12 protein-coding genes are annotated in these 15,099 nt (G+C 74.2%); 5 read left to right on the top strand and 7 right to left on the bottom strand.

Annotation, left to right across the window (positions count from 1 at the left end; all coding sequences use genetic code 11):
* Positions 1–52: 52 nt before the first annotated feature.
* Positions 53–1,039 (top strand): ArsR/SmtB family transcription factor, encoded by a 987-nt coding sequence (locus tag OG389_RS17495; protein WP_328299432.1) that lies wholly within the window; start codon positions 53–55, stop codon positions 1,037–1,039.
* A 52-nt stretch (positions 1,040–1,091) separates the two neighbouring features.
* Here OG389_RS17495 and OG389_RS17490 read toward each other — a convergent pair whose 3' ends face one another.
* A complete protein-coding gene (locus tag OG389_RS17490; RefSeq protein WP_328299431.1) occupies positions 1,092–4,247 on the bottom strand; it encodes a sacsin N-terminal ATP-binding-like domain-containing protein in 3,156 nt (1,051 codons plus the stop codon).
* Positions 4,248–4,409: 162 nt separating this feature from the next.
* Between OG389_RS17490 and OG389_RS17485 the strand changes: the two genes are divergently transcribed.
* Complete coding sequence (locus OG389_RS17485; protein ID WP_328299430.1) at positions 4,410–4,994, top strand: TerD family protein; 585 nt, start codon at positions 4,410–4,412, stop codon at positions 4,992–4,994.
* Positions 4,995–5,008: 14 nt separating this feature from the next.
* Here OG389_RS17485 and OG389_RS17480 read toward each other — a convergent pair whose 3' ends face one another.
* The 3 genes from OG389_RS17480 to serC form a co-directional block, all read right to left on the bottom strand.
* Positions 5,009–5,647, bottom strand: coding sequence for a class F sortase (locus tag OG389_RS17480; protein WP_328299429.1), 639 nt, complete (start codon positions 5,645–5,647; stop codon positions 5,009–5,011).
* On the bottom strand, positions 5,640–6,425 hold the full coding sequence (locus OG389_RS17475; protein WP_328299428.1) for a hypothetical protein: 786 nt from the start codon (positions 6,423–6,425) through the stop codon (positions 5,640–5,642). The genes OG389_RS17480 and OG389_RS17475 overlap by 8 nt, the downstream gene beginning before the upstream one ends.
* A gap of 288 nt (positions 6,426–6,713) precedes the next feature.
* On the bottom strand, positions 6,714–7,832 hold the full coding sequence (gene serC / locus OG389_RS17470) for a phosphoserine transaminase (protein WP_328299427.1): 1,119 nt from the start codon (positions 7,830–7,832) through the stop codon (positions 6,714–6,716).
* Between the two features lie 95 nt (positions 7,833–7,927).
* Here serC and OG389_RS17465 point away from each other — a divergent pair, with 95 nt between their 5' ends.
* Both OG389_RS17465 and OG389_RS17460 read left to right on the top strand, forming a co-directional pair.
* Positions 7,928–10,804, top strand: a complete 2,877-nt coding sequence (locus OG389_RS17465) for an FAD-binding and (Fe-S)-binding domain-containing protein (protein WP_443059295.1) — start codon at positions 7,928–7,930, stop codon at positions 10,802–10,804.
* 57 nt (positions 10,805–10,861) lie between these two features.
* Positions 10,862–11,884 (top strand): EamA family transporter, encoded by a 1,023-nt coding sequence (locus OG389_RS17460; RefSeq protein ID WP_328299426.1) that lies wholly within the window; start codon positions 10,862–10,864, stop codon positions 11,882–11,884.
* 249 nt (positions 11,885–12,133) lie between these two features.
* On the opposite strand, the gene OG389_RS17455 is transcribed toward OG389_RS17460, so the two are convergent.
* Together OG389_RS17455 and OG389_RS17450 are read right to left on the bottom strand one after the other, a co-directional pair.
* Positions 12,134–12,370, bottom strand: coding sequence for a hypothetical protein (locus OG389_RS17455; RefSeq protein ID WP_328299425.1), 237 nt, complete (start codon positions 12,368–12,370; stop codon positions 12,134–12,136).
* Between the two features lie 189 nt (positions 12,371–12,559).
* Complete coding sequence (locus OG389_RS17450; protein WP_328299424.1) at positions 12,560–13,702, bottom strand: helix-turn-helix transcriptional regulator; 1,143 nt, start codon at positions 13,700–13,702, stop codon at positions 12,560–12,562.
* Positions 13,703–13,784: 82 nt separating this feature from the next.
* Here OG389_RS17450 and OG389_RS17445 point away from each other — a divergent pair, with 82 nt between their 5' ends.
* A complete protein-coding gene (locus OG389_RS17445) occupies positions 13,785–14,273 on the top strand; it encodes a hypothetical protein (RefSeq protein WP_328299423.1) in 489 nt (162 codons plus the stop codon).
* A gap of 72 nt (positions 14,274–14,345) precedes the next feature.
* Here OG389_RS17445 and OG389_RS17440 read toward each other — a convergent pair whose 3' ends face one another.
* Positions 14,346–15,020, bottom strand: a complete 675-nt coding sequence (locus OG389_RS17440; protein WP_328303861.1) for an HAD family hydrolase — start codon at positions 15,018–15,020, stop codon at positions 14,346–14,348.
* Between the last annotated feature and the right edge of the window lie 79 nt (positions 15,021–15,099).

The raw sequence follows: 15,099 nt of genomic DNA, 5'->3' as shown, positions 1-15,099 counted from the left end.
TGCCCTAGTGATTAAGGTGGGACCGAATCCATCGAGAACACGGGGGCGGCGCATGGAGTACGCACTGACATTCTCCGCGGCGGACCTGGCGAAGACCCGCTTCGCGGTGTCCCCCATGTGGGAGATCGTCACCAGTTTCCGGCTGCTGAGGAACGAGGCCGAGCCCCCGCTGCACCGCGGCTGGGCCGCTCAGGTGAGGCCGCGGCTGGTGCGGTCGGGCCTGGACCGGGGCTGGCTGGCCGCCCTGATCCCGGGCGACGGCTACCTCGCGGACTTCCTCAACCCGACTCCCGCCGGGCCCTTCCCCGAACTCTCCGCCGAGTTGGAGGCCATCCGCCGCAGTACTCCGGAACAGGTGCGCTCCGACCTCGACGAGCTCGCGCGCAAGTCCCGCCGTCCGTCACCGCGCCTGCGGCTGCTCCACGAGGAGCCCGGGGCGGTGCTGGAGAAGGTCACCGAAGAGATCGAGACGTACTGGGAGTTCGCGCTCGCCCCCTACTGGTCGCGGGTCCGGCAGCTGCTGGAGGCGGACGTCTTCCACCGGGCCCGGCAGGTCGCCGAGCACGGCGCGGCCCACGTCCTGAACGAACTCCACGACTCCGTCCGCTGGGACGAGGGAACGCTGCGCATGGTCCGGCGCCAGTGCGCCCTGCAGCAGAACGAAGCGGGCGCGGGCCTCCTGCTCGTGCCCTCGGCCTTCGCCTGGCCCCGCGTACTGACCCGCTCGGTGGCGCCAGAGCCGGCCCAACTGGCCTACCCCGCACGGGGAATCGGCACTCTGTGGGAGCCCAGGGCGGCCAAGGCCACCGACGCGGTCGCCGCCGTCCTCGGCCGCTCCCGGACCCTGCTCCTCGCCGAACTGGACACCCCGGCCTCCACGACCCAACTGGCCCGGCACAGCGGCCTGTCCGCCGCCGCCGTCTCCCAGCACCTGATGGCGCTGCGCAACGCGGGCCTGGTCACCGGCCACCGCGCCGGCCGCTCCGTGCTGTACGCCCGCACGGCCGTCGCGGACGCGCTCCTGACCCCGGCGGGCTGAACCCCGGGGGCACGGACGGCCACGCCGGTGATGCCGCGCCGGGCGGACACGATCAGTCGAACCAGCGGTCCCGGGCCAGTTCCGCCGTCCGGGAGGGGTCCTCCAGGAGGGCCGCGACCTCGAAGCGGCGCGGCCACTGGCCCGCCGCCCAGGCGAGAGCCGCCGCCACGCCCTCCAGGGTGGACGCGTGCAGGGTGCCGTCCGGGGTGCGGCGCCAGTCGAGTTCGATGCCGCCCGCCAGGAGTTCCCCGTGCTCCACGTACCGGTCCGGGGTGGCCGGGCCGAGGAGGTGCAGGACCGACTCGGGGACCTCGTGCTCCTCGCCCTCGGTGGTGACCTCCGCCGGGACCGTCTCCGAGAGCCGGCGGACCTGGAACAGCTCCGCCAGGTCGGCGGCCCGGGACGGGGCCACGGGCAGGAGCGGGAGACCGGCCGTCAGCGGCAGCAGGTCCGGGGCGTCCGCGATCACCGCGTCGGCCGCGTCCACCACGACCACCTCGCCGTCGACGACCGCGCGCAGTTCGTCGGGCAGGGTGACCTGTTCGGGGTCCAGATCCGCCAGGGCCCCGTACAGGGCGTGCAGCTGGCGTCCGCCGACCTCGCGCTCGGGGTCGGCGAGGCGGCCCAGGAGCTCGGCCGCGCCGCCGGGTTCGTCCAGCAGGGCGGGCACGCTGGTGCGTACGCCGAGCGCCCGCAGGACCTGCTCGTCCTCGAAGCCGGTGGCGTCCGCCGGGGTGTAGAGGCCCGCCAGCAGCGGGTCGCCGCCCGCCGCGCGCAGCCCCGCCGGGCGCCGGCCGTCCAGGACCGGGTGGTCGCGCAGCCACCAGGCGGTGTACGGGCGCACGGACCGGGTGGTGCCGTCCGGGAGCAGGACCCGGACGGGCTGGGTCAGGGCGTCGCGCAGCGGGGGCTGGGCGAGCATGGCCAGCGCCTGGGGCCAGCAGTCGTCGTCGACCAGGTCGAGGTCCCGTACGGCGACCAGCTCGGTGGCGACCGGCGGGACCGGGGTGTCCGGGAGCTGGTCCAGGACGTCCTCGCACCACACGTCTACGGCGTCCAGCAGACCGGCGTCGTCGGGCTCGGCGAAGTCCCCGTCGCGGGGCTCCAGTTCATCGGGGTCCAGGACCACGTCGGTGGCGCGGACCAGCTGGAACTCGGCCAGGACCCCGACGGCGGTGAGGGTCTGCGCGTCCCAGCGCTCCACCAGCTCGGCGTCCACGTACGGGATCTCGTCCTCGCGGACGACGGAGGCCAGCGGGGAGCCGGGGAGCAGGAGCTCGCCGGCCGGGGTCGGCTCGCCGTCCTCGTCGGGCAGGGCGAGCGCGCCCAGCCACGGCTCGTCGCCGGGTGAGAGCTCGGCGTCGCGGACCAGCCCGAGGACGATGTCGGCGAGTTCCGCGGAGTCGAGCGCGTCCTCGTCCCAGATCTCCCCGGAGTCCAGGGAGGCCGCGACGGCCGCCCGCACCTGCGGGGTGGTCAGCACGGCGCGCGGGCCCGCCGGGAGCGCGCCGAGCTTCTCCAGCAGCGGGTGCACCGCGTCCGGGTGGGCCACCTTCAGGCCGAGCCGCGCCAGCATTTCGGGGCTGCTCGTCCGCGGGGTGTCCGCGCCGGGCAGCAGGATGTGCCGGGGTCCGATCGCGGTGCGCCCGTCGGCCAGCGGCACCGGGAGGCCGGAGAGCCGGTCGGGATCGACGCCCGCGAGGCTGTCGTAGAGCCGGTGCCACCAGTCGGGGGTGCGTTCGATGCCCGCGATCCGCTCGATGGCCTCGCCCAGCGGCAGCCGGCCCACCCCGAGGGTGCGCAGTTCGGGGCGGCGTTCCAGCCCGGCCGGGAGCAGGGTCGGCAGCACCTCCGCGAGGACCCGTACGGTGTCGGCGCCCGCGCCCTCCACCACCTCGGCCTCGAAGGGGCGTAGGGCGGCGCGCTCCAGCGGCTCCCCCTCCGCCGGCTCCTCGGGCGGTGCGGCGGGAGCGAGGAAGGCCGTACGGGGCAGCCGCGTCAGGACGGCCCCGCGCAGGGCCCCGTCGAGCTCGCCCTTGCCGAGCGGACCGGGTACGAGGTCCACGAGCGCGGTGCTCACCGGGTCCCAGGAGCCGAGCAGTTCGGCGTAGGCGTCGGCCGCGCGCTCCACCAGGAAGTCGGTCAGCGGCCCCGGCGCGGGGTGGCGGCGGGTGGTGTCCAGCGGCAGGGTCGCGATGAGCAGCGCCGGGATGCCCAGCGGTTCGTCGGTCGGGGTCGGCGCGTGCACCACGGCCGCCGTGGCGGGGCGGACGGGAGCGCCTTCGGCGTCGACGGGCACCGACCAGGACACCGCCCAGACGGGCCGCAGCCGTTCCTCGACGGGACGGTCGGCGAGCAGTGCCTTCTCGATGGGGCCGGAGTGGCGGACGGTGCGCCAGCGCTTGGTGTCCGAAGCGGAGTCGGCGATGACGGTGTACGGGCCCTCGGTGCGGCGCGACAGGGTCCGCACGCCCCCGGAGGGGGTGTCCACGACGACCTCGGCCAGCCCGGGCAGGGTCAGCAGCAGGGCGTCGTCGACGGCGGCGAGCAGCCGCTGGGCCAGGTCCTCGGCGGCGGCGTCGCGCAGCGGCAGGACCACGACGGTGTCGTAGTCCTCGGGCGCGGTTCCCTCGGCGGGCAACGGGAGCCGCAGCAGCGGGACGTGGCCGTCGCGGCGGCGCAGCTCGTCACTGAGTCCGGGGCTGCCGACGCACGCGCCGCGCGCCAGCTCGCGGGCCTCGGCCAGCGACCAGCGGACCCCGCCGTGCCGGCCGAGGACGGCGGGCTCGTCGGAGACGGCGAGGACGGCGGCGAAGCCGACGCCGAAGCGGCCGACGCTGCCGGCGGAGTCGTCCCGCTTGGCGGAGGCGCGCAGGGTGGACAGCGATTCCACACCGGTGGCGTCCAGCGGGGCACCGGTGTTGGCCACGGCGAGCACCGCGTGGCCGTCGGGCTGATCGGTGCCCGCGTGCAGGGTGAGCCGCAGCCGGCCGGGGACCCCGGCGCGGGCGGCCGCGTCGGCGGCGTTCTGCGCGAGCTCGACGACGAGCCGGTCGCGGTAGCCGCCGAGCGCCAGGTCCTCCTCGGCGTTGGCGTCCTCGCGGAACCGGGCCGGACCCGCGCCCCAGGCGTCGAGCACCCCGCGCCGCAGCCGGGCCGTGCCGAAGGGGTCCACGCCGTCCTGTGCCGCCGTCACTCGCACGCTCACGCCGCTGCCTCCAAGCTGTACCGCGCTGTACGGCACCCACCGAACACCGGATGCCGAGGTCCTGAAGGTATCGCGTACGGCAGCACCCGACTCCACGAGGCCGTCGGCGTCGCGGCTCAGGCACACTGCATGGGTCGGATTCGGCCTATCTATGAGGTGCCCATGATTACGCTCACCAAGGAAGACGGCCCGGCGGACCTGGGTGGTGTGACCCATCTGTCCATCGGAGTCTCCTGGGACCCCACCGCCGGCAGCAGCGGTGGCCTGATGGGCAAGTTCAAGCGGAAGACCGGAACGGACCTTGACCTGATCGCGATCGCGATGCAGGGGGCGGACCCGGTCCGTCTCGCGGGCCTCGACTCCCTGGACCCGATGGGCAACGGCTCGCTGGTCCACAGCGGGGACAACCAGACCGGGCACGGCGAAGGCGACGACGAGACGGTGACCGTCGAGTTCGCCCGGATACCGGGGAACGTCACGTCCATCGTCTTCGTCGCCGCCGCGTACAAGAAGGGCAGTTCCTTCCAGAGCGCGCGCAACATCAGCTTCAAGGTGTACGACGCCACGGGCGGCTCGAGCCAGCAGGTCGCCGACATCTGGCCGAGCCTGCTCGGCACCGACAACGGCTGCGCCGTGGCCAAGGCGGTCCGGGACGGCGCGAGCTGGAAGCTGCAGGTCATCAACCAGACCGGCAAGATCAAGCCGGGCGACGAGCAGGCCCTCATGCGCTTCGCCATCAGCAAGTAACGGGAGGGGTCGGGCTATTCCTGTCCGACGAGGTGCGCGAACACCACGACGTTGGCGTCCCAGTGGCGGTCCTTGGTGAGGTCGCCGCCGCAGGTGATGATGCGGAGCTCCGCCTTGCCGTGGGTGTCCCCGTAGACCTTGTCGGTCGGGAACCGGTCCTTCTTGAACGTGTCGACCGTGTCGACCTCGAAGACGGCGGTGCTGCCGTCGTCGCGGTGGACCTCGATCTTCTCGTCCTTCTTCAGCTTCTTGAGGTTGTAGAAGACGGCCTCGGGCGTCCGGGGGGTGTCCATGTGCCCGACGATGGCGGCCGCGCCCTTCTCCCCGGGGGTCGGGCCGTCCTTGTACCAGGCCGCGTCCTCGGGCTTGGCGAAGTCGGGCTCCCGCATGACGCCCTGGGCGTCGAGTCCGACGGTGTCGAGCGGGGCGTCGACCTTGATGTCCGGGATCACGATGCGGTCCGGGACGGAGGGCTTCAGCACCGAAGCGGCCTTGGCGTCGGCCGGGTTGTTCTTGACCGTGGCGCCGTCGCCGCCCGAGGAGCAGGCCGTCGCGAGGCAGACCGTGAGGACCGACGCGCCCGCCAGGGCGGCCACGCGCGCTGCGCGGCCGCTCCGGCGGGGGGCGCGGGCAGAAGTGGACTGCTCAGCCATTGTCTGCGGCATCCGAGGGGACCCAGCCGAGGGGGGCCTGGCCGGTGTTGACGGAACCCTTGGGGGTCTTGTGCTGGTCCGGGGTGACCGGGGACGGCTTCGGCTTCGGGGTACCGGTGGCGTCGGTGGAGAACTTCACGGTGTCGAACTTCTTGCCGCCCGCGAAGGCGTCGACGCCGTAGTAGCCGGACTTGACGTTCTTGGAGACGACCGCGGTGCCGGTCCAGACGCCCTTGCCGTCGTTCTTCAGGTTGACTTGGCCGCCGAAGGCGTCGGACGTGATGAACGCGCTCTTCTCGTTCGGCGCCGTCTTGATGGTGACCTGGATCTTGTCACCGGGCTTGCCGCTGTCCTTGGACAGGCTGAGCGTGGACTCCGTCGGCTTCGGGGCGTCGGACTTGACGGTCAGCTCCGCGGTGGCCTGGAGCTTCTCGCCCTTGGGGCCCGTGCCGGTGAGGGAGACGCCGTAGGTGCCGGCGGGGACCTCGGCGACCTTGGCGGTGGCGCCGCGGCCGTCGGTCATCTTCACGTCGTCCAGGGCCTTGGACGAGATGGAGAGGTTCGTCGAGCCGTCCGGGACCTCCATCGAGAGCTGGATGGAGTCGCCCGGCTTGGCCGAGGAGGTGGACAGCTTCAGGGCCACCGGCGCGGCGTGGGGGGCGGTGCTGGGGCTGCTCGAGGCCGTGGGGGTGGCATCGGCGGCGAACGCGACGGTGGGGACCGCCAGGGCCATCGACGAGGCGAGGGCGATCGCCGAGAGGGTGAGTGCCTTGCGCATGGGGTTCCTCCTGAACGGGCCGGGGTTCATTCCCGGCACACCAGACATGAGGGACACCCTGGGGTGCTTGGTTGCGGCCCTTCCGGGGGCCGCGGGAGGCCCCTGCCGAAGGTCCCGGCGGGGGAAACCGCAGGCGGCGGGGCCGATCGGGATCTTCCGTTTGCGGGCTCTTTGCCCCGATTTTTGGGACCAAGGTCCCGGGGTCCTTCAGGACTTCCCCGGCAAATGACGGAGCCCCCGGTGACGAACTGTCACCGGGGGCTCCGGAGCGTGTCGGGAGTCCGACGGTCAGAGGTTCTCGATGACGTAGTCGACGCACGCGGTCAGCTTCTGCACGTCCGCCGGGTCGATCGCCGGGAACATCGCGATACGGAGCTGGTTGCGGCCGAGCTTGCGGTAGGGCTCGGTGTCCACGATGCCGTTGGCACGCAGCACCTTGGCGACCGCGGCCGCGTCGATGTCGTCCGAGAAGTCGATCGTGCCGATCACGGCGGAACGCTGGGCGGCGTCCGTGACGAACGGGTTCGCGTACTTCGACGCCTCCGCCCAGCCGTACAGGTTGGCCGCGCTGGCCGCCGTACGCCCGGTCGTGAACTCCAGGCCGCCCTGGCTGTTCATCCACTCCAGCTGCTCGTTTAGCAGGAACAGGGTGGAGAGCGCCGGGGTGTTGTACGTCTGGTTCTTCAGCGAGTTGTCGATCGCCGTCGGCAGCGAGAAGAACTCCGGGATGTGCCGGCCGGAGGCGTGCACGCGGGCCGCGCGCTCCAGGGCCGCCGGGGAGAACGCCGCCAGCCACAGGCCGCCTTCGGAGGCGAAGGACTTCTGCGGGGCGAAGTAGTAGACGTCGGTCTCGGTGATGTCCACCGGCAGGCCGCCGGCGCCCGAGGTCGCGTCCACCAGGACGAGTGCCCCCTCGTCGGCGCCCGCGACGCGCTTGATCGGCGCCGCCACACCCGTCGAGGTCTCGTTGTGGGTGTACGCGTAGACGTCCACGCCCGCCTCCGCCACCGGCTCCGGGTGCGTACCCGGCTCGGAGGAGATCACGGACGGCGCGTCCAGCCACGGCGCGGACTTCGCGGCCGAGGCGAACTTGGAGGAGAACTCACCGAAGGTGAGGTGCTGCGACTTCCGCTCGATGAGACCGGCCGTCGCGATGTCCCAGAAGGCGGTGGAGCCGCCGTTGCCCAGGATCACCTCGTAGCCCTCGGGGAGGGAGAAGAGGTCCCGGAGGCCCTGGCGCACCGAGCCGACCAGGTTCTTGACCGGGGCCTGGCGGTGTGATGTTCCGAGCAGGGAGGTACCGGTGGCGGCGAGGGCGTCCAGCGCCTCGATCCGCACCTTGGAGGGGCCCGCGCCGAAGCGTCCGTCGGCGGGCTTGATGTCAGCGGGAATCTGGATCTCAGCCACGAGCGGAGCGTATCGGGTCCGGGTCCGGGTCTCTCGCGCACGTCCACCCGATGAGATGACGCGGCGTCGCGGCAGGGGGTGGGAGGGTGTCCCGTGTGACGTCACCCGGGGAACTCGAACGGACACTGCGGGCGAACCTGCGCGGCGGGGTGGACTTCGGTGCCGCCGCGCGGGCCCTGGCCACCATGGACGCCTCGAACTACCGCCGCGTCCCCCTCGGCGTGGTCACCCCGCGCGACGCCGGGGACGTGGCCGCCGCGCTCGAGGTGTGCGCGCGGGCGGGCGTCCCGGTCGTCCCGCGCGGCGGCGGCACCTCCATCGCCGGCCAGGCCACCGGGACCGGGGTGGTCCTGGACCTGACCCGCCACATGAACGCCCTGGTCTGCCTCGACCCCGGTTCCCGGACCGCCGTGGTCCAGCCCGGCCTGGTCCTCGACCGGCTGCGGGACGCGGCGCGCCCGCACGGGCTGACCTTCGGGCCGGACCCCTCCACGCACTCCCGCTGCACGCTCGGCGGGATGATCGGCAACAACGCGTGCGGGGCCCACTCCGTGGCCTGGGGGACCACGGCCGACAACGTGGCGGAGCTCGCGGTCACGGCGTACGGGGGCTCCTCGTACCGGGCGGCCACCGGCTGGACGGGTGCGCCGCCCGGGCTGCGGGAGCTGGTGGCGGCGAACCTCGCGGTCCTGCGCACCGGCATGGCCGGGGGTTTCTCCCGGCGCATCTCGGGCTACGGGGACCTGGACGCGCTCCTCCCCGAACGGGGTGTGCAGCTCGCCCGGGCGTTCTGCGGGAGCGAGGGCACGCTCGGGGTGGTGACCGAGGCGGTCGTACGACTGGTGGAGACTCCGCGCGCCCCGGTGCTCGCGGTGCTCGGGTACGCCGACGAGAGCGCGGCGGCCGACGCGGCGGCGGGCCTGCTGGGGCACGGTCCGCTGACGGTGGAGGGCATGGCGGCCGATCTGGTCGGGGACCGGCCGGGGAACGCGCCGGGACTGCCGAGGGGCGGTGCCTGGCTGTTCGTGGAGATGCGGGACGAGGGCGCGGCGCGTCCGCTCCTGCGGTCCTGCGACGCGGTCGACAGCCTGCTGATCACGGATCCGGCGGAGCAACGGGCGCTGTGGCGGATCCGCGAGGACGCGGCTGGCACGGCCACGCGGATGCCCGACGGGGCGATGGCCTGGCCCGGGTGGGAGGACTGCGCGGTCCCGCCCGCGAGGCTCGGCGGCTACCTGCGGGAGTTCCGGGCCCTGCTGGCCGCACACGGGCTGCGCGGATCCCCGTACGGCCACTTCGGCGAGGGCTGCGTGCACGTCCGCATCGACTTCGACCTGGTGACGGCGGGAGGCGTGGCGCGCTTCCGCTCCTTCTCCTCGGACCTGGCCGACCTGGTGGTCGCGCACGGCGGCTCGCTCTCGGGGGAGCACGGGGACGGGCAGGCGCGGGCGGAGCTGCTGCCGCGGATGTACGGACCCCAGGTGATCGCGCTCTTCGAGTCCTACAAGCGGGTGTGGGATCCGGCGGGCGGCATGAACCCCGGGATCCTGGTCCGCCCGGCGCGCCTGGACGAGAACCTCCGCTTCGCGGTGCTGCCGTCCTCGGACTTCGCCGCGGAGGTCGCCCGCTGCGTGGGAGTGGCGAAGTGCCGGTCCGCGGAAGTCGGCGGGCCGGGGGTGATGTGCCCGTCGTACCGGGCCACGGGGGAGGAGCGGCACTCCACGCGCGGCCGGGCGCGGCTGCTGCACGAGATGCTGGCCGGGGAGATCGTGACGGACGGCTGGCGCTCGGCGGAGGTCGCCGAGGCGCTGGACCTGTGCCTGGGCTGCAAGGGGTGCCGCAGCGACTGCCCGGTGGGCGTGGACATGGCCGCGTACAAGGCGGAGTTCCTCCACCGCCACTGGTCCGGCCGGCTGCGCCCGCTGTCCCACTACGTCCTGGGCGGCCTGCCGGCGCTGCTGAGGGCGGTGGCCGCGCTGAGACTGGCCCGCCCGCTGAACCTCCTGTCCCGCTTCCTGCGCGTCCCCGGCCTCGAGCCCGCCCGGCCCCTGCCGAAGCTGGCGCCGAGGCCCTTCACCGGGGGCTGGGGCCGTCCCGGGGCGCGCACCACGGGTCCGGGGCGGAGCCCCAGGGGGTCCGGGGCGCGGTCCCGGGGGACGGTGGAAGGGCGGGTAGGGGAGAGCACCCCGCAGGGGCCGCCGGGGCTGGAGCCCGGGGCCGGGTCGGGGGGCGCGCCCGGGGCCGTTGTCACGGTGTGGCCGGACACATTCACGGAGCACCTCGCCCCCGAGGCCGGCCACGCGGCCGTCCGCGTGCTGCGGGCCGCCGGGCTGGAGCCCGTACTCCCCGCCGGCGGCCCCGTCTGCTGCGGGCTGACGTACGTCTCCACCGGCCGTCTCGACCGCGCCCGCAGGGTCCTGCGCCGCACCCTGGACGCCGTGGGCGACCCGCGGGGACCCGTCACCGTCCTCGAACCGAGCTGCGCGGCGGCGCTCCGCACCGATCTGCCCGCCCTCCTCCCGGAGGACCCGCGCGCGCACCGCCTCGCCGCCGCCGTCCGTACCTTCGCCGAGACCCTGGAGGAGTACGCCCCGCACTGGCAGCCACCCCGCCTCGACCGGCCGGTCACCGGCCAGACCCACTGCCACCAGCACGCCGTCCTCGGCGACGCCCCGGACCGGCGGCTCCGCGAGCGCGCCGGGCTCACCGGTGAGCTCAGCGGCGGCTGCTGCGGCCTCGCGGGGAACTTCGGGTTCGAGCCGGGCCACCACGAGGTCTCCGTGGCCTGCGCCGAGGAACAGCTCCTGCCGTCGCTGCGCGCGGCCGCCCCTGGCACCGAGGTCCTGGCGGACGGATTCTCCTGCCGGACCCAGATCGCGCAGCTGGCCGGCGGCCGGGCCCGCCACCTGGCGGAGGTACTGGCCGAGGCCCTGCCCGAAGCCCCGGCCGGGGGGCAGCCACCCCGGACGTAACCGGATGTAAGGCAAAACACGGACGCACGGTCCTTACCTAGCGCCTAATCTGGATAAATGGCCGCACCCACCTCCCCCGCACCTACGACCGCACCCCCGACGGCGCCCGCGACCTCGGCCGCGCCTGTGACCACGGCCGGATCCGCACCCGCACCCGCACCCGCACCCGCACCCGCATCCGCATCCGTGGACGGCTCCTTCCGGGCGCGCTTCGGCCCCGTCGCACTGGTGGTCACGGCGGGCGTCTCGGTGCAGTTCGGTGCGGCCCTCGCGGTCATGCTGATGCCGAGGGCCGGCGCGGCGGGAGTGGTCACGCTGCGGCTCGCGGCGGCCGCGCTCGTCCTGCTGCTCGTCTGCCGGCCCAAGGTGCGCGGGCACTCCCGTTCCGACTGGATGACCGTGGTGTGGTTCGGCGTGACCATGGCCGGCATGAACGGCCTCTTCTACCAGGCCATCGAACGCATCCCGCTCGGCCCCGCCGTCACCCTGGAGGTGCTCGGCCCGCTCGTGCTGTCCGTCGCCGTCTCGCGCCGCCTGATGAACCTGCTGTGGGCCGGTCTGGCGCTGGCCGGCGTGGTCCTGCTGTCCACCCACGGCGGCGGCGGCCTCGGCGGACTCGATCCGCTGGGCGCGGCCTTCGCGCTCGGCGCGGGCGGCATGTGGGCGGCGTACATCGTCTTCAACGCACGGACCGGGCGCCGGTTCCCGCAGGCGGACGGGCTGGCGCTGGCGATGGCCGTGGCCGCCGTGCTCTCGCTCCCCCTCGGCGTGATCGAGGCGGGCTCGGCGCTGCTGCTCCCGAGCACGCTGGCACTCGGACTCGGCGTGGCGGTGCTGTCCTCGGTGCTGCCCTACACGCTGGAGCTGCTGGCCCTGCGCAGGCTGCCGGCACCGACCTTCGCGATCCTGATGAGCCTGGAGCCGGCCATCGCGGCGACGGCGGGCTTCCTGGTACTGAACCAGGCGATGTCGGCGCTCGACGCGGCGGCGATCGCGCTGGTCATCACGGCGAGCATCGGCGCGGTCCGCTCGCAGACCCGCCAGGGGCGGCGCGCCCGGGCGGTGGAGCCCCCGGTCTGAGGGGCCGGGCCGGGGCGCGCTCGTAGCGGCCCGCCCGGGATGCCCGTCGCGGCCGCGGGCGTCCCGGCGTGCTCCCGCTCCAGGTACCGGACGGCCTCGGGCACCTCGCTCAGCGGCTACGTGCGGTCGACGGCCCGGGTGAGTCGGCCGGAGTCGGCGGGCGCCGCCAGCTTCTCCCCGGTCGGCTTGCCGTGAGGACGAGCAGCCGCTGGCGGGTGAAGCGCGACAGCGCCTGCCCCTTGAGGACGTTCAGTTCCAGATGACGTCGCTGTTCGTGTGCGGTGCCGTGTCCGCGTGCTGGACGTTCGCCTCGACGTGGGTGGCCGCCGTCGGCCAGTCCGAGGATCGGGCGGCGGGCGCGGAGCCGGCGCCGGTCCCGGCGGAGTCCCCGTCCGGGTGGCCCGCGCCCCAGCCGCTCGCCATGACCACGCCCAGTGCGAGGGTGCTCAGCGCGGCGGTCGCGAAGTACATCCGAGGAGATGTCATGCGCGGAGCATTCCAGCCCGCGGTGGCGGAGGGAACCCCTCGACCACGGCCGCGTCTCGACGACGTCCGAAGCCGCGCCCCAGGCCCGTTTCCGAGCGATCACGGACCCGGCCCGGCCGGTCCCGCGGGGCGCGGCGGGGCATGCGCGCCGGGCCGGGCCGGGCCGGGGCGCGGGTCACGGGTCGCGGGTCAGGCCTGGGTTCCCGTTCCCGTTCCGAATCCGGTTCCGGCCGGTGCCGGGAGCGTCTCGGGGCCCTGCCCGGCCCCGGCCGGCAGCGCCCCGTACCGGGCCGCAGTCGTGGCGGCGGCCGTGCCGATGCGGCGGCGCAGCGGGAGCGGGGAGAGCACTTCCGCCTCGGTGCCCAGCTCCAGGAACTGGGCCTCCGCGTGCGCCTGCGACTCGATCGGCAGTACCGCCCGCGTCCACCCGGGCAGATCGGGGTCCGGGATCCCGGTGGCCACCAGGGCCTTCGCCTGCGCGCCGGTCAGCCGGGCCGCCCCGCGCGCGGACACCCGTACCTCTGCCTCCTCCGGGTGCAGCCGCTCGTGGAACTCCGCCTGGGTCCGCCGCCAGTGGGCGGCCAGCTCGAAGCCCTCCGGGAGTACGCATTCCCCGCCCGTCTCCCGTACCGACAGGACCTGGTCGACCCGGTAGGTGTACGGACCGGAGAGCGCTGCCGCCCCACCCGCCGCCGCGCCCCTCGTAGGCCCCGCGGCCCCTGCTCCGGCAGAGTCCGCCGAACCCACTGCCTCCGGCGGCTCCGCCGTCCCCGCGACCAGGTACCAGCGCCCCGCCTTCAGGACCAGGCCGTAGGGGGCCAGGTGCCGGTGCACCTCGTGGGGGGCCTTCCATCGGCGGTAGCGGACTTCGATCACCCGCCCCCGCCACACCGCGTCCGCGATCCGCCCCAGGTGCGGGGTCTCCTCGTGCTCCGCGTACCAGCCGGGCGCGTCCAGGTGGAACCGCAGCCGCATCCGGTCGGCCTGCGCACGCAGTTCCGCGGGCAGGGCCGCGCGCAGTTTCAGCTGGGCCGTGGACAGGGCCCGGCCGAGGCCGAGTTCGGCGGCCGGACCGGGCATCGAGGTGAGGAACAGGGCCTCGGCCTCGCCCGGTACCAGGCCGGTGAGGCGGGTGCGGTAGCCGTCGAGGAGTTGGTAGCCGCCGCTGTGGCCGGCATCGCCGTACAGCGGGACACCGGTGGCGGCCAGCGCCTCCGCGTCGCGGTAGACCGTACGGACCGACACCTCCAGCTCCCCGGCGAGCTCGGCGGCGGTCATCCGGCCCCTGGTCTGGAGCAGGAGCAGGATCGAGAGCAGTCGGCTTGACTTCATGCGCACTCCACTGACACAGGATGTCAGTGGAGTGCTCCTACGGTTCCCCCATCAGCACGGAGAACACTTGGGGAGAGCGCACATGAACGGCTTCGGCTTCGGTTTCGACTTCCTCGTCGGCATCTGGGACGTGTCCAACCGCTGGCTCGTCGACTTCCTCGACGCGGACAGCGGGTGGGAGGAGTTCCCGGCGGTGTCCCGGGCCACCCGCCACTTCGACGGCGGCGCGAGCTTCGACGAGATCGAGTTCCCGACGAAGGGGTTCGCGGGACTGACGCTGCGGCTCTACGACCCCGAGCGCGAGCAGTGGACCCTGAACTGGGCTAGCCGCCGGACCGGGACCCTCTTCCCGCCCGTCGCCGGAAGCTTCGGCCCGGCCCCGGGCACGGGCGTCTTCGAGGGCGAGGACACGTACGACGGCAAGGCGGTCCTGGTGCGGTTCGTGTGGTCGCGCACGGACACGGACTCCCCGCGCTGGGAGCAGTTCTTCTCGGCCGACGGGGGCACGAGCTGGGTCCACAACTGGACGATGGACTTCAGCCGCGCGGCGGCTGCCGGCGCCGACGACTGATCCCGGGCGTCGGCCCGGAGGCGGGTGGCCGAGTAGTCCCGTAGCCGCGGAGACCCGCGGCCGCGCCCCGCGTCAGAGCAGCTCCAGCACCCTGCCCAGTCCGCTCGGCCGCTGCCCGACGGGCAGGTGCTCGACCAGTACGACCCGGCATCCCAGCGCGGCGGCCCCCGCGTCCGCGACGTCGTCGTCGCCGACCATGAGCACCTCCGCGGGCGCCCGGCCGATCGCGTCGCAGGCGGCCCGGAAGAGCCCGGGACCGGGCTTCTGGACCCCGTGTTCGAAGGAGAGCAGGTAGGCGTCGACGAGGTGGTCGAAGCCGTGGGCGCGGAAGACGGGGCGCAGGTCCCAGCCGATGTTGCTGACGACGGCGACCGGGACGCCCCGCTCGCGCAGGGCGCCGAGCGTGGACGCGGTGTCGGGGTAGGGCCGCCAGGCCGCCGGGGTGAAGTGGCGGTCGTACAGGGCGTCGACCAGCTCCTCCGAGGGCAGCGAGGCCTCCCGGGCGAGGGCGGTGTAGACGGCCCGGTGCTGTTCGGGGCTCAGGTCGCGCTCCCGCCACCGCGCCTCCAGGCGGGACGGCAGCCGCCGGGGCGGTGCCCCGCCGGGCAGGGCGCCGGCCTCTTCCAGCCGGGCGGCACAGGCCGTGAGCTCGGCCTCGGGCAGGTCGAGTCCGATGTCCGCCACCACGGCGCGCAGCCAGTCCTCGGTGGGCTCGACGCGGAAGAGGGTCCCGGAGAAGTCGAACATCACGCCCTTGACCGTACGGGCGCCGGCGCCGGTCCCCGTCCCCGTCCCCGTCCCCGTCCCCTCGCTGTCCTTGCTCACG

The organism is Streptomyces sp. NBC_00435, from assembly GCF_036014235.1.
GTDB lineage: Bacteria > Actinomycetota > Actinomycetes > Streptomycetales > Streptomycetaceae > Streptomyces.
This window is presented reverse-complemented; position numbering and strand designations above follow the sequence as displayed.